The organism is Ancylobacter sp. WKF20, assembly GCF_029760895.1.
Taxonomy (GTDB): Bacteria; Pseudomonadota; Alphaproteobacteria; order Rhizobiales; family Xanthobacteraceae; genus Ancylobacter.
The window spans coordinates 2,276,988-2,294,097 of record NZ_CP121679.1 but is presented as its reverse complement, the minus strand read 5'-3'; the positions used below and the strand labels follow the sequence as shown (position 1 = coordinate 2,294,097).

Below are 17,110 nucleotides of genomic sequence, written 5' to 3'. Positions count from 1 at the left end.
GCGGACTGCGGATGAGAGAGGGTAGGGGAGCCTTCAGGCTTCGAAGCGCAGGCGCCGGCGGAAGGCCTCAAACCAGCTCTCGGCGGGAAACAGGCCGCGTAACCTGCTGCTGCGACGCCGACTGCCGAATGCCGACATTCTCGCCAGCACGGCCTGTTCGCGCAGCCATTCGCGCGTCGGCTTGGCCGGGCTGCCGCCCCAACGCTCGCCGGCCGGCACGTCCCGCATCACTCCTGAGGCGGCGGCAAGGCTGGCGCCGCGCCCGATGTGGAGGTGGTCGGCGATGGCCGCCTGTCCGCCGACCACGACATAATCGTCGAGCACGGTCGAGCCTCCGATGCCGACCTGAGCGACGATGATGCAGTGGCGCCCGATGCGAACATTGTGGGCGATCTGCACCAGATTATCGATCTTGGTTCCCGCTCCGATGAGCGTGTCATGACCGCTGCCTCGGTCGACCGTCGTGTTGGCGCCTATCTCGACATCGTCGCCGATAATCACACCACCGATCTGCGGAAACTTCCGGTGACCTTCCGCCTCCGCGAAGAACCCAAAGCCATCCTGGCCGATGCGCACGCCGGCGTGGAGAAGGACGCGCTCACCGATCCGGCAATTTGTGAGGGTTACCCCGGTGGAGACCGCGCAGTCGCGGCCAATGACGACATTGGGTCCGATCACGCTGTGAGCGCCGATCGTCGTGCCGGCGCCGATCACCGCACGGCTGCCGACGATAACGCCGGGATCCAGGGCCACGCCCGGCTCGATCACCGCTGTGGGATGGATGCGGCAGGTCTCGTCAATCCCCTCCACCGGGAATGCAAGCCCGGGCTTGAGCGCCTCCGGATGCAGCCAGCCAAGCAGGCGGGCATAGGCGCTGCGCGGATTTTCGACCACGAGGGCGGCGGTGTCCGGGGGAACCAGGGAGGCGAAACGCGGCGGGACAAGGCAGATGCCGGCGCGCGTGTTGCGCAGCAAGTGGGTGTGGCGTGGGCCGTCCATATAGGAGATTTGCCAGGCCTCGGCGACATCAAGGCTCGCCGCACTTTCCACCCGCCTGTCGGCGGTGCTGCGCGGGGGCTGAACCCCCAATAATCCTGCGATGTCAGCCAAGCGTATGCTGCCACCTTCAGATGCCACTGACATGCTTGATGCTCCGTTGCCCGAAATTCCGCCGGTCGCAGGGTAGGGAGAAAGGGGGAGCTGCGGACGCCGCGAGGGGGCGGACACCGCGAGTGTCCGCAGCTCCGGCTCCGTCGGCGCTGGGTGCGCTGGCGGAACCTCGCGAGAGCCGGCCCTTGGGCGGCTCCAAGAGGAGGAGGTCGGTTGCGGAACCCGCGCGCTATTGCAGCCGCGCCGCGAGATCCTCGGCGCCCTTGTCGATGCCGGCCTTCGCTGCCGCGAGATCTCCCACGCTGGCGCCAATGTCCGACGGCTTGGGAAACTGTTTGCCGACGAAGGCGCTGAGCAGCCGGTTTGTACGCGCATCATAGATTTCGACCGCGTACATCACCGCGCCGGTGAAGCTGCCTTCGCCGTCACGGGCGGTCTGGATGCCGTTATAGACAAGGCCCGCCACGTCGATGCGTGAGAAGGTGCCGAGAACCGGCGTGTTCTTTACCGCGCCTGTGAGGGTGAGGCGTATGCGCAGCGTGTTCGGCGCGGACGGGGTCGCCCGCGAAAAACGCGTGGCGAGCTGCTGCGTGAAGCGCGCATACATGTAGTCGGCCAGTGTTTTCCTGTCCTCTGCCGACATGTCGCCGAACTGGTTGTCGGCGCCGCTATAGATGACCACCGGCTCCACCACCGCACCGGTATAGCCGGACCAGTCGACCGTGCCGCCATAGGCGAAGGGAACGCGCTCGGCGTTCGTGCCGGCGTTCGGCACCAGAACCGAGGAAGAGGCCAGATCGCGGTAATGGCTCGGAGCCGCCGTCTGACAGCCCGCCAAGGCGAGGCTTACGGCGATGATTGAACACAGACGGCTCCGCATCGACGGGACGCTCCTCATTGGCAAAGGGCGGTAGTGCTCCCTGCCGATGAGATGAACCTAGGCGGCGGAATGTTTTGGTGGCTGTTTTGATGTTAAGAAACATTGCGGGCCGATGGTCCCGCGCGGCGCGTGTCGGCCGCTCATCCGGTGCCTACTCGGATGTCCTGACCACCGGCGCTTCAAGGTTGGGTGGCAGAACGAGACGCGCGATCAGGCCATGGGGCTGGCGGTCGAGCAGGTGCAGCGTGCCGCCATGTGTGCGCGCAATGCCATTGGCGATGGGCAGGCCCAGCCCGATGCCGCTGCGCGGACCGAGGGCGCGGGCGGGATCGCCCTTGAAGAAGGGCTCGAGCGCCCGTTTCTTCATGTCGTCGGAAAGACCGGGCCCGTCGTCGCGAACGTCGATGATGATATCGCCCGTTTCGTCCTCGGTGAGCACGAGCTCGATCGTCGTCCCATAGCGCGAGGCATTGTCGATCAGATTGCACAGGGCGCGGGTGAGCGCCCGGGGCATGCATTGGCAGACCAGCCGTCGCGGTCCGTCCACGGAAACGGAAATGTTGGTGTCGGCATAGTCGGCCGCGATGGTGTGAAGCAGGCTTGACAGGTCGACACGGCGCGGGGCTTCCAGGCCGGATTCCTTGTTGTTCAGGTAGCGCATGCTCTCGTCGATCATCGCCGCGAGGGTGGTGATGTCCTGGAGCATGGAGTGTTGCAGCTCGATATCCGTGCAGCGTTCGGCCCGCATGCGCAGCCGGGTGAGCGGGGTGCGCAGGTCATGGCCAACGGAGCGCAGGAGGCTCGTCCGCTGGTCGATCATACGGTTGATCCGCGCCCGCATGACGTTCAGCGAGTTGCCGAGGCTGCGGATTTCCAGCGCGCCCTCGGCACTGAACGGTTCCTGCGAAGCCTCGTCGAGGCTGATCCGTCGGGCGGCCGCGGCGAAATCGATCAGTGGCCGCGTGAGGCGATGGCTGAGATAGTAGGACAGCAACAGGACGGGCAGCACGACCAGCAAGGTAATACCGAGGCTCCACAGCACCTCGTCGCGGCGGGAGGGAAAGGCCAGTGGCTGCGGGCGCAGGAGAAGCGCGCGGTCCTCGTCGATCCGCACGGCGAGGTTGGATGTCTCGGCCATACCGTCTTTTTCGACCCGGTCGGTCAGCGCGATCAATCGCCCGATGAGATCGCGATAGGTCGGCTCGTCGAAACGCCCCACGCGAAGATCAATCGCGTCGGGCACCTGCTGCCCGGTGACCTCGGCCACAATGCCTTTCTCCGCCGTGAGCCTTAGCGCCACATCCAGATCGCCGGGGCTGGTCGCAGCACGGACCCTCTCGGCGGCAACCGCGATGTCGGCGGCGACATAGCTCGCCCATTCGACCCGTACATGGTCGGTCTCGCGCAGCGACGCGCGTATGGCGGCGAAGGCGGCCAGAAGAAAGATGGGCAGGACGGCGAGCAGGAAAATCTGCTGGCGCATCGAGGCAAGGCCGAGGCGGCGCAGTATCATTGCCGTTCGACAACCGGCGTGAAGAGATAGCCGCCGAGGCGCACGGTCTTGATCAGCGTGGGCTCCTTGACGCTGGGCTCGATTTTCTGCCGGACGCGGCTCACATGCACGTCGATGCTCCGCTGGACCGGGCCGGCGATGCCCGCATGGGTCAGCGCCAGAAGCTGGTCGCGGGTCATGACCTGACCGGGATGCGAGCAGAAGGCGTGCAGTATGTCGAATTCGGCGGTGGTCATCGAAATCTCTACCCCGTCGGGATCGTGGACGCTGCGCGCGATGGGGTCCAGCCGCCAGCCGGCAAAGACCATCACCGCGCCGCGCGACACCGCCGGGGCGGCATAGGAGGCGCGGCGCAGAAGCGCCTTGATCCGGGCCAGAAGCTCGCGGGAGTTGAACGGCTTGGTGACATAGTCATCGGCGCCGAGTTCGAGACCCAGTATGCGGTCGATGTCCTCGCCAAGGGCGGTCAGCATGAGTATGGGCACCGGCCCTGCGGCCCGCAATCGTCGGCAGATACTGAAACCGTCCTCGCCGGGGAGCATGGCGTCGAGCACGATGAGATCGAACGATTGCTGCTTGAGAAGACGGTCCATGTCGCGGCCGGAAAGGACGGTGCGGGCGGCAAGCCCGGCTCCCGTCACGAGTTCGACCAGCATCGCCGCGATCTCCCGGTCGTCTTCGACGATCAGGATGCGCGAAGGCAGAGCGTCGTCGGTATGCGACGACATTGCTGGTGCTTCCGACATGGACGATGAGCTCCCGTCTCTTTCCCACCCTCCCGCGCCAAGGCCGCGGTGCAGGCCGCGCATGCACCGGGCAGGCATCCTTCGGTGACGCATCCTATGTAAAGTGGGATGTCGAAATGTTGGCTTATGTTTCGATCCCTTTGATCGAGCTTTTGCCACGTGCGGGAACAGGCCTTCAAAACTCGTCGGCTTCCCGAACAGGTCCGGGGAAAGGCGCCCCGGCCTCGTGCTCGTTCAGGATGCAACGTCCGTCTAAAGAGGCGCGACCGGCTGTGATCGGCCCGAGGGCGCACCATCACGGTCAGTTCGCCAAACGCGACATCTACCTTGTCACCGTCGCCGGCATCCCGACCATTATTCGGAACAGCATATTCATGGGGACCGCCCTCCATGACGGGTGACGGAGGTCTCTTTCCTCCCTCAACCCGTCATGGAAATCCGCCTCTCCCCGGCCTCTCATCTTGAGCTCCGCGGCTTGTCGCGAACGCAATCCAAACCGCGGGGCCCGTCAGGTCATGTTCAAGTCCATATTCTTCAACGGAAGCTGACGTACCCGTTTTCCCGTCGCGGCGAAGATCGCGTTGAGAACTGCGGGCGCGGCAACGGCGATGGTCGGTTCGCCAACCCCGCCCCAGAAGCCGCCCGACGGCATGGGGATCACCGTGACTTCGGGCATCTCGTCGAGACGCATCACATTGTAGGTGTCGAAATTCTCCTGCTCGATGCGTCCGTCCTTCACCGTGCATTCCCCATAGAGCATGGCGGAAAGCCCGTAGACGAAAGAGCCGGCGACCTGTGCCTCGACCTGTTGCGGGTTCACCACATGACCGGGATCGGTCGCCGCTACGATGCGGTGGATCTTGAGCTGGCCTTTATTCACGGACACTTCCGCCGCCGCCGCGACGTAGCTGCCGAAACCCATGACCTGGGCAAGACCGCGGTAGACCCCCTCGGGCGGCTTGCTGGTCTCCCAGCCAATGCCCTTGGCCGCAGCTTCAAGAACGGCCAGATGCTTGGGGTGGTTGGCCATCAGCTTGCGGCGGAACACCAGCGGGTCCTGCTGCACAGCATGGGCCAGTTCGTCAATGAAGCATTCCAGATAGACGGCGTTCTGGTTGAGATTGACGCCGCGCCAGGCCCCCGGCCGGATGTGCGGATTGCGCATGGCGTAATCAATCAGAACGTTCGGGAAGGTGTAGCCGATGGCCATCTCGGTGCCATCGGGCAGCAGGCCCTGAAACACAAACGGATCCCCATTGGCCGTCATGGCCGAGGGATAGGCGTAGATCGCGATGGACTGGCCGGCGATGCGCATATGGAGCGCCTCGACATTGCCCTGGGCGTCGAGAGACCCGCGCAGCCGGCACTGGGTGACGGGATGAAAGCGCCCCTGCACCATGTCCTCTTCACGCGTCCACATCATCTTGACGGGCGTGTTGGGGACTTGCTTGGCGATCAGCGTCGCAAGGCGCAGATAATCGGTCTGCAGGCGCCGACCGAAGCTGCCGCCGATGCGCATCACGTGGATTTCGCACGCTTCGGGCGGCAAGGCCGCAGCGGCAGAGACGGTGGCGAGGGCAGCCTCGGGGACCTGGGTCGGTCCCCACACATCGCACCGCTCCGGCGTCCACCGCACTGTCGCGGCCAGCACCTCCATGGGGGCATGGTTCTGGTAGGGGAAACCGTAATCGGCCTCGATGAGCCGCGTCGCCTTGGCAAGGACTGCCTTCGCATCTCCGGCGCGGTTACCGACATAAGGAGTGTCGGCCGAAAGCCCCTCCCGCAGCAGGGCGGCGATCTGCTCGCTTGAGACCGCCGCGTTCGGGCCCTCATCCCACTCGATGGGCAGGGCTTCAAGCGCGGTCTTGGCGTGCCAGAACGTGTCGGCGACAACGGCGACGGTCTCATCGTCAACCTTGAGAACATGCTTCACGCCACGCCTGTTTGCGACGGCGGAGGCGTCGAAGCTCTTCAGCTTGCCGCCATGGACGGGACACGCCTTCGGCACCGCCACCAGCATGCCGGGCATCGTGTAATCGACGCCGTAGATCAGCGAACCATCGAGCTTGTCGGCGGTGTCGAGCCGCTTCACTGAACGACCGGCAATGGTCCAGTCTTTGGGATCCTTGAGGCGGATATCCGTGGGCGGGGTCATACCGTTAGCGGCCCCGGCCACCGCCCCGTAGGTTGTCGAGCGGCCGCTTTGGGCATGGCTGATGACGCCCTTGGAGACGGTGCATTGGTCGGTGGGCACACCCCACTGCTTCGCCGCCGCGCCCACAAGCATGGCGCGCGCGGTCGCGCCGCCCTTGCGAACATATTCATGGGAGCCGCGGATCGCCCGCGAGCCGCCCGTAGACTGGGTGCCCCAGGCATTGGCGCGGCTCTTGTTCTGCCCGGGCTTCACCAGTTCGAAGCGCACATTGTCCCAGTTGCATTCCAGCTCCTCGGCCAGAAGCTGGGCGAGACCCGTAAGCGATCCTTGGCCCATCTCGATCCGCGCGATCCTCAGGATCACGGTCTCGTCCGGCTGGATGACCACCCACGCATTGACCTCTGACGCACCGCTTTGCGCCAGGGCGCGGCCCGGTAGCGGAAGCGAAAAGCCCAATGTGAACGCGCCCGCGGCGGCACCGACGCCGGCGAGAAAGCCACGGCGAGAAAGCGCTGCCTTGGCTGGCGACGCCTCGGGAAGGGGCTGATCCATGACGGGATGCATGCTCATGGCGATGGTCCTCAACCTTTGTTCGCGGCCATGCGTTCGGCGGCGAGCTTCACGCCGGCCAGCACGCGCGGATAGGTGCCACACCGGCAGATATTGGTGATGTCCGCCCGGATATCCTCGTCGGTCGGGCTGGGATTCTGCGCGATCAGCGACGCCGCAGCCATGACCATGCCCACCTGGCAGTAGCCGCACTGGGCGACGTCCAACTCGGCCCAGGCTTGCTGGACTGGATGGGGCTTGTCGGCGCCGAGGCCCTCAATGGTGACGATCTTCTGATCTTCGGTCACCGCACCGATCGGCAAGACACAGGAGCGTGTCGCCACGCCGTCCAGATGCACGGTGCAGGCCCCGCATTGCCCGACGCCGCAGCCGTATTTTGTACCCGTGAGGCCGACCTGCTCCCGGATCACCCAGAGGAGGGGGGTGTCGTCCTCGACATCGATATCGACCGTCCGGCCATTGATGTTCAGTTTTGCCATGTTGCGCTCCCAAGTCGGCAAGAGTGGCACTCAGTTCGGTAGCGTCAGACCCTGAAGCTGCGCCGCGATGTCCGTCCGGTCGGTGCGGTGGCGGCCGCCACCTTCATGGCGGTGCCCGGAACCATCGCGCGCGGGTTCGCGATAAACGTCTCAATCCGGGCGGCCTCCCAGGTGATGCCGAGGTTGTTTTGAAACCACGTGCGCTCTCAACGCTGCCGGCCGCGCGGCCGCCTTCATCCGCGACGCTGGATGCGATCCGGTTCGTGCTCGACGCATCGAATGCCATGATGCGCTGCGTGGGTGGAATAGCCGCTCACACACGGCGCTGCCACGGACAGAAAAATGACGTAGAAAGAAGACCAAGTGTCGCCAGGCGTCTTAGATAAAAGGCACCTATTTTGTAGTTCATCATTGGTCCGCTTGCTGATCAACTTTCAGTTAGCAATGAATCTGGGTATCAGTGGATCGCCCAGCCTTCTCATTGCATAAGCCAAGATCAGTTTACGTTAGCGGAGCTTCCGATAAAACATTAGCCGGCCTCTGTCGCATGAACCTATATGAGAGGTTCATGAATGGCGGCGCTGCTGATGGCGTGACCGCGCGACCCGCTCACCCCCGATAGCGAAGGGCATCCACCAGCACGGAAAAGGCCGCCGATGGCTGGCGGCGGCTTGGGTAATAGAGATGATAGCCTGGAAAAGACGGGCACCAGCTGTCCAGGACGCGTATGAGGCTTCCATCCGCCAAATGCGCCTCGACACGATCTTCCATGACGAAGCCGAGGCCAAATCCGGCAACCGCTGCCCTTATGATCGCATTCACATTGTTGAAGGTTAGTCTCCCGTCGACGCGCACCCGTATTTCACGGCCGTCCTTCTCAAGTTCCCAGGCATAAAGTCCGCCGGCGCTTAACATGCGAAGGTTTATGCATTTGTGATTGGAGAGGTCGTGAGGTGTCTGAGGAATAGGATGATTTTCGAAATATGCGGGAGATCCCACAATCGCCATTCGCAATTCCGGGCCGATGCGGACAGCAACCATATCTTTGGCAAGGGCCTCGCCGAGGCGCACGCCGGCATCAAAACGTTCCGTTACGATGTCCGTCAGGCTGGAATCGATGCTCAGCTCTACGTTGATGTCTGGATATTTGGGGAGAAGCTTTTCGAGCGCCGGCCACAATACCGTTTCGGTCGCGTGTTCCGATGTCGTGATGCGGATGGTTCCTGCAGGTTTCTCCCGCAACTCGCCTAACGACGACAGCTGGAGTTCTATGCTTTCCAAGGCAGGCCGCAGGGTCTCGACAAGCCGTTCGCCAGCCTCGGTCGGGGCCACGCTCCGTGTGGTGCGGGTCAGAAGACGGACTCCGAGCTGCGCCTCCAGCCTGCGGACCGTGTAGCTGAGTGCCGACTGCGACGTGCCCAGGCGGGCGGCGGCGCGCGTGAAGCTCTTTTCTTCCGCGACAGCAAGGAAAGCGTTCAGGTCAACCAGATCCTCGCGCCGCATTCATGAACCTCCGATATGATCTTATGCCTTTTATACCCACTTATCAGAGGAATGACTCACGAATAGGTTATTGGCATAGCCAACGTAGGCGCGGGGCCGTCCCCGGAGGATGAGCATGGCGGGAAGTGGTTTTTGGCGTTCTGAAGAACAGGGGGGCGGCTCCTCGGTCCTTCGGTTTGACAAGGACACTCACACGCCATCCGCGGAAGAGCCGAAGGGACGATGACTTCGCGAGCGGCAGCTTCTCACGCGGTCTGCGCGAGGCATTATTTAGTGTTCGGAAGCTCCTGCATGCGGTTCTCAGCCTGCTGCTTCCTTCCCCGCGATTAACCTATGAAAGAGAGTGGCCGTGAGCGATGTCATCGTAGTGATCGGCGCAGGTTCGATCGGCCAGGCGATCGCGCGCCGCATCAGTTCCGGCAAGCGCGTGCTGCTCGCGGACCTCAGAAGAGACAATGCCGAGGCGGCGGCGGGTGTTCTCGCCGATGCTGGTTTTGAGGTGAGCACCGCGACGGTTGATGTCGCTTCGCGGCCATCCGTCGAGGCGCTGGTGGAGGCCGCGACGAAGCTGGGTGACGTGACCGGCGTCATTCATGCGGCCGGCGTTTCGCCCTCGCAGGCGTCGCCGGAAACCATCCTTCGCGTGGATCTCTATGGCACGGCGTTGATGCTGGAGGCGTTTGGAAGCGTCATCGCGCGTGGTGGCTCGGGTGTCGTCGTCGCCTCGCAGTCCGGGCATCGTCTTGGGGCTCTGACTGCGGAGCAGAACGCAGCCCTTGCGTTGACCCCCGTGGAGGAACTGCTTGCGCTGCCCATGCTGCAGCCCGACCAGGTCACGGATTCGCTCCATGCCTATCAGCTCTCCAAGCGGGGGAACTCTCTGCGTGTGATGGCCGAGGCCGTGCGCTGGGCGAAGCGTGGCGCGCGCATCAACACGATCAGCCCGGGCATCGTCATCACGCCGCTTGCGAAGGATGAACTCACAGGCCCGCGCGGGGCCGGCTATCGGCGGATGATTGATCTGTCGCCCGTGGGCCGTGCCGCGACCCCGGACGAGGTGGGCAATGTCGGTGCCCTTCTCATGGGCCCGGACGGCGGCTTCATCACGGGCAGTGATTTCTTGATGGATGGCGGTGTGACCGCCTCCTACTTCTTCGGCGAGCTCGCTCCGAGCTAGCCGGAGGCAAGGCCGACGGCGCGGCCCGCAATTCCGCGCTGTCGGCCTTGTATGGGGGTAGAGCGCCGCGTCCCCCTCCGATTTGTTCACGTCGAACGGGGCAAAGCCGCTTTGCCGTTATCTGGCCGGCCCCGTGCGATACTGGGATTCCGGCACCTGCTCCATCCAAGTGACAGCGCTGCCGTTCAAGGCCTCGGCAACAGCGAAGTGCGACATCGGCGTAGCGGCGCTGGCGCCATGCCAATGCTTCACATTTGGCGGGATCCAGACCACATCGCCGGGACCAACCTCGATGATCGGTCCGCCTTCTTTCTGCACCCAGCCCTGGCCGGAAACGATGAACAGCGTCTGACCGAGCGGGTGGGTGTGCCACGCGGTGCGGGCCCCGGCCGCGAAGGAGACAAGGCCGCCCCCGATGCGTGCCGGAGCCTCGCCGGCATAGCGGTTGGTGACGCGCACCTCGCCGGTGAAGTTCGACGCTGGGCCGGGCGTGCCCTGGCTGGCCGGCTCGGCGCGAATGACCTTCAGTTCCCCAGAGGCCGCCGCGTTCGACGGCGCTGCCGCTGCCTCGCGGGAGGCGAACACCTGCTTGAGAACCGGGACGGCCGACATGGCCCGTGGCCAGCCCGCATAGAACGCGACATGGGTCGCCACCTCCGCGACCTCTTCGCGGGTGAGCCCATTGTCCATGGCGCGGTTGGCATGAAAGGGAATCTGTTCGGGCTGGCCAATGGCGATCAGCGCCGCCATGGTGACGAGGCTGCGATCGCGCGGGGCCATGTCGGGACGACGCCAGAGGTCGCCGAACAGCACGCGGTTGGTCAGGTCCGCGAGAGCCGGGGTGGTGGGGGACACGTTCTCCGCGATGAGGGCCGCGCGCGCCGCTTCGGCGGTGGCCTCCAGCTGGATACGGTCAGCAGCGCTGTCCGCGACGGGGCCGATCTTGCGCTCCTCGAACACCTTCTTCGTCTCGGTGACGGCCGAAATGGCGTTAGGCCAACCGGAGTAGAAGGCAAGCTGAGTGATCAGTTCGCCGAGTTCCTCCGGCTTCACGCCGTTGTCGAGCGCGCGGCGGACATGGCTGCCGATCTGGGCGGTCTTGCCGGTCGAGACAAGGACCGACACCGTGACAAGGCTGCGGTCACGCGGGGCGAGAGCATCGCGCACCCACACTTCGCCGAAGAGCACATTGTCGGTGAAGTGGCCGAGGCCTGGCGCGACCTCATAAACCGCGGGCGGCGCGACGCGCCGGCGCGGTTCCTCCGCATAAGCGGCGCCGCTCGCCAGCACCGAGACGGCCAGGCTCGCTGCGATTTCCTTCATGAAACGCCTCCTTGGTGATGCAACACAGGCTGATGGGAAGCTCCCGCTTCATGCCCGGGTCGGGCGCTGGCGAGCATGGCCACCGCCCCTAGCGGGAGAGATGCGCGTCGGCGGCCCCGGCGACTGCCGACGCCTTCCGGCGCTGAAGACCGGTCAGGCCGTAATGGGTTAGCGCCGCGTAGAGCCCGATGATCGCGCCGAAATTGACGAAGAAGCGCAGGGTCTGTGTGTGGAAATCCCACATGTCCAGCGTGTAGCTCAGCACGAGCTTCGACCCGAAGGTCATGTCGAAAGAGCTGCGGATGCCGTAAAGCGCGATGGTCAGGGCCGTCATGCGCAAGAACGCGGTGCGCCAGGGATTGGATACGCGGATGCGAAGGGCGCTGCGGGCGATTTTCATGACGGTGGGCCATTGCAGCCCGAGATGGACGCCGAGGCAGGCGATCGCCCAATAGGCGGCCAGCATATGAATCTGGCGCACGGCGTAGCCGGGATCAAAACCGGCAAATCCCAGCAGGGAGCGCGAGAGACCGACGCTGCTGACCAGAAGGATCAGGATTACCCCCAGGAATGTCAGATTGACCGCCACTGCGATGCTGCGCTTGGCGTCATACCGTCCCTTCAGCAGAGCTCCATACCAGCGGCGATTGAAGATGGCATGGGCGGCGATGAGCGCGAAGAAGGCACTTCCAATGAGTTCATGGGCGAGATTATCCAGCCAGTAATAGGCCAGACCTGCGATCAGCAGGATCGCGGCTCCGAAATCCAGAAAAAGTCGAAGCGGAAGCCTGAGACTCCTCAAGGCTTCACCTCCGACAGATTGAAATTCATCAGATCGCGGTAGGTAAACATGTAATTCTGCTCGGCCCTGGATTGGTGGCAGGACTGGCAGCGCATGGTGTTTTCCTGCGTGTTGATCGAGCCGTCGGGCCAGTACCACTGGAACTGCCAATCGCCGGTGCGTCGGCGGGCGTCATAGTCGTCGCCCCATCCGGGGCCCTTCTCCATGACGAAATAGCGGTAGATCTTGTCGTTGCGATAATCCGCGAGGATGATCTGGGTGCCGTCCGGCATTGGTTGGCCATTCTGGGCCGCTTGAATGGCCTCCCGGCTGGTGAGCATGTGCTCGACGACATCGCCGCGCGTGACGGTCGTGTAATGAACCAGATCGTCGATGTTGCGCGGAAAAGTCACGCGGGTTGGTTCCGCGCGTACCTGCAAGCCTAGTAGCGTCGCCGCACTGAGGCTCAATCCGATCAATCCGAGGTGGCCGAGCTTCAACGGCATGGGTTTCTCGCTGCTCGCGTCATCAGGCGGCACCAATCTGGCCGAGGCGGGGAACAGCTGTTTGCGATAACCAGGCGGACCCATCGGAGGCGCCTTTTCGCGGCATATTCCGTTACGTTATGTATGATCTACCGTGGCTCAGCGTGGCTTATTAGCCTGCTGGATCCGCATGAGCCTATGTTCCATCTTCATCAATCGCGGTGGGGAGTTACCGATGTGGGCGCTCCCGCGCCGGGATCACGAGGCTGTGGCGGCCAGCCGTGAGCGCGCCGCGTCGAGATCATCGTGGACCTGCTTCGGTTCGGTGGCGAGTGGCATGTTCATCTGGTCCCGCACACCATCCAGCGTATCGGCAGGATCGGCGTCGAGGGCGGCGAAGAGCGCGTCGAGCTTGTCCTGGGGCCGGCCGGTCTCAGTAACGAGTTCAAAGGTCTTGCGCAGGGCGGCCGGCGAACTGAGGCTGCTCACCAGCACTTCGGCAATCTGCTGGCGCGCGACGACGCCGTCGGCCGGCGTCCCCGCATGGCGCGTGTCGCCCTGCAACATGACCAGCCGATGCTGGTCCGGAGCGTTGTAGTCGAACCAGCCCGGCCGCACGATGGTGTAGGGCAGACCGCTCGCCCGCACGAGGCGCTCGGACCGGCGCTTCCAGTCATGCGCGCCGGTCGATCGATTGTAGGCGCCCAGCCGGTCGGTGACACCGATGGCGGTCATCAGGGCGATCCGCACCTTCCGGCCGTCCAGCGCCGCGAGGACGTTGCGCACGCCGGCATAGTCCACGGTCTCCGGCTTGCCACCGCCTGATGCGCCGTGGGTGAAAATCACCGCGTCGATGCCCGCGACAGCAGCCGTTAACGTCTCGGGCCGTGTGAGATCGCCGATGGTCCGCTCGACCTCGCGCGGCAGGACGCCAGCACGGGCGGGGTTACGGACGAGGGCGCGCACCGTGTAGCCCGCGTGCAGAGCTTGGGCGACCACGTGCCGACCAATGCTCCCGGTCGCGCCGACGACGAGGAGTGTGCCGGGATGGGGGGCCATGGAATGTCTCCGTCTATCTCTCGCGTTGCCGCGCCCCCTTGCACGCCGAGGCGTCGGGACGAGGCCGCATTGAGCAGGCTTCAGGTTTGGTTGTGCCGCGATCGTGGGATCAGGCGCACGCAGAGCAGGCTGCCGAGGCCGGCAAGGGCGATCACCCAACCCATGGGCCAAGGGGTTCCGTCGGCGCAGGCGCCGACCAGGGCTGACCCCAGGATGCCGCTGCCATATTGCAGCGCACCAACCAGCGCCGACACGGCGCCGGCCCGTTCGGGAAAGCCTGAGAGGGCGCCGGCGATCGAGTTGGCGACAATGAATCCGGTCGCCGACGCGAAGAGGAAGAGCGGAACGACGAGGCCCCAAAGCCCGCCCCAGCCGGTCCACGCGGCGACCGCCAGCACCAGACCTGCGCCCGCCGCTCCCCCCGCGCCGTAACGCAGCAGCGTGTCGCTGCCCCAGCGCGGCACCAGCCTCGCATTGATCATGTTGGCCAGCATGATGCCGACGATGCCGACCGCAAAGAGCAGACCATAAAGCTGCGCCGGAACATGGTGATAGGCGATGTAGGCGAAGGGCGTGCCGGCGATGTAGGCGAACATGCCGCCATAGAAAAATCCGCCAGCGCCGGCATAGCCGAGGATCGTTCGTCGCCCCAGCAGTTCGCCATACTGACGCAGGGACTGGCCTAGCGGCTCTCGGTTGCGCCGGTCTGCCGGGAGCGTCTCCGGAAACGCGGCCAAGGCGGCCAGCGTGGCGAGGCCCACACCGACCAGCGTCCAGAAAATGGCGTGCCAGCCCGCAAGAGCGAGGATCTGTCCTCCCACCAGCGGCCCGATCAGTGGCGCGATGGCCATGACCGTCATGAGGCTCGACATCATCTGCGCCGCACGAGGGCCTTCGTAGAGATCGCGCACCATGGCGCGTGAGAGAACGACGCCGGCGCTGGCGCCAATGGCCTGAACCATGCGCCAGGCGATCATTGTTCCGGCGTCGTAGGACAGGGCGCAGCCGGCCGAGCCGATGATAAACAGCACCAGACCCACCGCCACCGGCCGGCGGCGCCCATAGCGATCACTGACCGGACCCCAGAACAGCTGGCCCAGGGCAAAGCCGATCAGATAGCCCGACACGGTGAATTCGATAGTCCCGGCGCTGGCGCCAAGGGCCCGTCCCATCTCCGGCATGGCCGGAAGATAAAGGTCGGTCGAGATCGACGCGAAGCCCATCAGCGCGCTCAATAGTGCGAGCACGCGCCAGCCATGCTCGGCTGCCTCGGTTGCAGGAGACAGCGCGCTCGTGCGGCTGGCCGCCGGCCCAGGGGGCGTGCCGGGATGACGGGCCATCACGCGACGTGCTCCGGCACCCGGCGCAGCGCCGGCCTCGTCATTCACTGTGGTCATGGCTTCAGCGGCCGACGGTGGCCAGCAGATGCGCGGGATAACGTTCGCCCTCGACCTGGATCTCCGCCGCGGCGCGCTCGATCCGCGCCAAATCGTCGGGCGTGAGGACGATGTCGGCCGCACCGAGGTTTTCCTTCAGACGCTCCAGCTTCTTGGTGCCTGGGATCGGCACGATCCACGGCTTCTGGGCCAGCAGCCAGGCCAGCGCGATCTGGGCGGGGCTTGCCCCCTTCTCCGCGCCGACCTGTTTCAGCAGATCGACCAGCGCCGTGTTCTTCTCCATGGCTTCGGGCGTAAAGCGCGGGAGCAACTTGCGGAAATCCGTATCGGCGAGCTGCGTCTGCCCGCTCATGGCGCCGGTCAGGAAGCCCTTGCCCAGCGGGCTGTAGGGAACGAAGCCGATGCCGAGTTCCTCGCAGGCTTCAAGGATTCCGTTGGTTTCCGGGCCCCGGGTCCAGAGCGAATACTCGTTCTGCAGCGCCGCGACAGGCTGCACCGCATGCGCGCGACGCACGGTCTGGGCGCCGGGCTCGGAGAGGCCGAAATGCTTCACCTTGCCCTCGGCGATCAGCTCCTTGACCGTTCCGGCAACGTCCTCGATCGGCACATTCGGATCGACGCGATGCTGGTAGAACAGATCGATCTGCTCAATGCCCAGGCGCTTGAGCGAGCCTTCGGCGACCGCGCGGATCTGTTCGGGCCGGCTGTTGGTGCCGGCCATCTGGCCGTCGACGATGTTGAAGCCGAACTTGGTGGCGATCACCACCTCGTTGCGGACGGCGCGGAGTGCCTCGCCGACGATCTCCTCATTGGTCCACGGGCCATAGATCTCGGCGGTGTCGAAGAAGGTCACGCCAAGCGCCACGGCATCGCGGATGAGCCGGATGCTGTCCGCATTGCCCAGCTTGTCGCCGTAGCTGAAGTTCAGACCCATGCAGCCGAACCCGATGGCCGAAACCTCCAGTCCGCTGTTTCCAAGTATGCGCTTTTTCATGGCTCTTTCCTGCTGCTTGAGGGCCGTTGGCCTCGCTTGCAAGGAAGCTAATCCTTGGTGCCGGATTCAATTAGACCGCATGAACTGCATGCATCCATACTTCCAGTTCATATATGAGGCGGCATCTACCGGTTCAGCCCGTGGAGAGCGCCGGAACCGTGCTATCCAGAGCATTGGGCCCGCCTGACCATGCAGGCGAGCCCAATGAGCCGAGCGATTTTCAGGGGTAGGGAGCCTCTGCTACCCACGCATCGCGTGGGGCGCTGTGGAGACGCCATAAGCAGTCCGCGACGCCAGCGGGCAGATCCGACGCTGGATCAATGGGACCGGCGACATTGGCGATCGCGATATGAACGCCTTTGGCCTTGAATGTCTCAAACAACCCGAGAACAAGGGTTCTGAGGCCCGACTTTCCGACACTCAGGGAAATGTAGTCGGGCCTCGGCTTCTGGCCGAACTGGCCGCCGGTTATGAGGATCGTCCCTCGACTCCGGGCAAACATGCTGGGCGATACTGCCTGGATGGCCACCATGGCGCCCGCGATGTTGACGGAAAGATCCGCCACGAAACTGTCGGCTGGCTGGTCGGCAATACCCGCCCGGCGCAGCGACGCGGCATTGTAGTGAAGGACATCGATCGCGCCGTGATGGTCGAGGACGCCTGCGACCAGAGAACTGACGCTTTGAGCGTCCGCGACGTCGACAGGCCGACTTTCACAGGCGTGGCCGCCTTTACGTATGGCCTCCGCGTAAATAGCCAGCCGAGATGGCGTGCGTGACGCAAGCACCGTGTCGAACCCCTCTTCGGCGAACCGCTCGGCCGTCGCGAGGCCAATTCCTGGCCCCGTTCCGATGCTTAAAAAGACCGCCATCGTGTGGTCCTTTTCACCGTTGCTGCTTGGCAAGCCAGAGGGTCGACGTGGCGCCTGCGTCATACGC

15 protein-coding genes are annotated in these 17,110 nt (G+C 64.4%); 1 reads left to right on the top strand and 14 read right to left on the bottom strand.

Annotated features, from left to right (window positions below; all coding sequences use genetic code 11):
- Positions 1-33 precede the first annotated feature (33 nt).
- The 7 genes from lpxD to AncyloWKF20_RS10645 form a co-directional block, all read right to left on the bottom strand.
- Entirely contained in the window at positions 34-1,227 is a 1,194-nt protein-coding gene (gene lpxD, locus AncyloWKF20_RS10675) for a UDP-3-O-(3-hydroxymyristoyl)glucosamine N-acyltransferase (RefSeq protein WP_279317816.1), read from the bottom strand.
- Between the two features lie 112 nt (positions 1,228-1,339).
- Complete coding sequence (locus AncyloWKF20_RS10670; RefSeq protein ID WP_279317815.1) at positions 1,340-1,990, bottom strand: DUF3313 domain-containing protein; 651 nt, start codon at positions 1,988-1,990, stop codon at positions 1,340-1,342.
- Between the two features lie 151 nt (positions 1,991-2,141).
- The gene (locus AncyloWKF20_RS10665; protein WP_279317814.1) at positions 2,142-3,503 is read right to left on the bottom strand and encodes an ATP-binding protein; all 1,362 of its coding nucleotides are present in this window, start codon (positions 3,501-3,503) and stop codon (positions 2,142-2,144) included.
- Complete coding sequence (locus AncyloWKF20_RS10660; protein WP_279317941.1) at positions 3,500-4,231, bottom strand: response regulator; 732 nt, start codon at positions 4,229-4,231, stop codon at positions 3,500-3,502. Before AncyloWKF20_RS10660 ends, AncyloWKF20_RS10665 begins: the two co-directional genes overlap by 4 nt.
- Before the next feature lie 526 nt (positions 4,232-4,757).
- The gene (locus AncyloWKF20_RS10655; RefSeq protein WP_279317940.1) at positions 4,758-6,968 is read right to left on the bottom strand and encodes a molybdopterin cofactor-binding domain-containing protein; all 2,211 of its coding nucleotides are present in this window, start codon (positions 6,966-6,968) and stop codon (positions 4,758-4,760) included.
- Positions 6,969-6,985: 17 nt separating this feature from the next.
- The gene (locus AncyloWKF20_RS10650) at positions 6,986-7,453 is read right to left on the bottom strand and encodes a 2Fe-2S iron-sulfur cluster-binding protein (protein ID WP_279317813.1); all 468 of its coding nucleotides are present in this window, start codon (positions 7,451-7,453) and stop codon (positions 6,986-6,988) included.
- Between the two features lie 609 nt (positions 7,454-8,062).
- Positions 8,063-8,956 carry a LysR family transcriptional regulator gene (locus tag AncyloWKF20_RS10645; RefSeq protein WP_279317812.1) on the bottom strand — a complete coding sequence of 298 codons (894 nt, stop codon included), beginning with the start codon at positions 8,954-8,956 and terminating at the stop codon, positions 8,063-8,065.
- Between the two features lie 349 nt (positions 8,957-9,305).
- Here AncyloWKF20_RS10645 and AncyloWKF20_RS10640 point away from each other — a divergent pair, with 349 nt between their 5' ends.
- Positions 9,306-10,133: an SDR family oxidoreductase gene (locus AncyloWKF20_RS10640; protein WP_279317811.1), complete on the top strand. Its 828-nt coding sequence runs from the start codon at positions 9,306-9,308 to the stop codon at positions 10,131-10,133.
- A gap of 117 nt (positions 10,134-10,250) precedes the next feature.
- On the opposite strand, the gene AncyloWKF20_RS10635 is transcribed toward AncyloWKF20_RS10640, so the two are convergent.
- The 7 genes from AncyloWKF20_RS10635 to AncyloWKF20_RS10605 all read right to left on the bottom strand — a co-directional run bounded on the left by AncyloWKF20_RS10635 (position 10,251) and on the right by AncyloWKF20_RS10605 (position 17,043).
- Positions 10,251-11,456 (bottom strand): carboxymuconolactone decarboxylase family protein, encoded by a 1,206-nt coding sequence (locus AncyloWKF20_RS10635; protein ID WP_279317810.1) that lies wholly within the window; start codon positions 11,454-11,456, stop codon positions 10,251-10,253.
- An 88-nt stretch (positions 11,457-11,544) separates the two neighbouring features.
- A complete protein-coding gene (locus AncyloWKF20_RS10630) occupies positions 11,545-12,258 on the bottom strand; it encodes a DUF4405 domain-containing protein (protein WP_279317809.1) in 714 nt (237 codons plus the stop codon).
- Entirely contained in the window at positions 12,255-12,743 is a 489-nt protein-coding gene (locus AncyloWKF20_RS10625) for a cytochrome P460 family protein (RefSeq protein WP_279317808.1), read from the bottom strand. Before AncyloWKF20_RS10625 ends, AncyloWKF20_RS10630 begins: the two co-directional genes overlap by 4 nt.
- Before the next feature lie 237 nt (positions 12,744-12,980).
- Positions 12,981-13,781, bottom strand: coding sequence for an SDR family oxidoreductase (locus AncyloWKF20_RS10620; protein WP_279317807.1), 801 nt, complete (start codon positions 13,779-13,781; stop codon positions 12,981-12,983).
- Between the two features lie 80 nt (positions 13,782-13,861).
- Positions 13,862-15,121 (bottom strand): multidrug effflux MFS transporter, encoded by a 1,260-nt coding sequence (locus AncyloWKF20_RS10615; protein ID WP_279317806.1) that lies wholly within the window; start codon positions 15,119-15,121, stop codon positions 13,862-13,864.
- Between the two features lie 61 nt (positions 15,122-15,182).
- Positions 15,183-16,172 (bottom strand): aldo/keto reductase, encoded by a 990-nt coding sequence (locus AncyloWKF20_RS10610; protein ID WP_279317939.1) that lies wholly within the window; start codon positions 16,170-16,172, stop codon positions 15,183-15,185.
- 220 nt (positions 16,173-16,392) lie between these two features.
- On the bottom strand, positions 16,393-17,043 hold the full coding sequence (locus AncyloWKF20_RS10605; RefSeq protein ID WP_279317805.1) for an SDR family NAD(P)-dependent oxidoreductase: 651 nt from the start codon (positions 17,041-17,043) through the stop codon (positions 16,393-16,395).
- Positions 17,044-17,110: the final 67 nt, after the last annotated feature.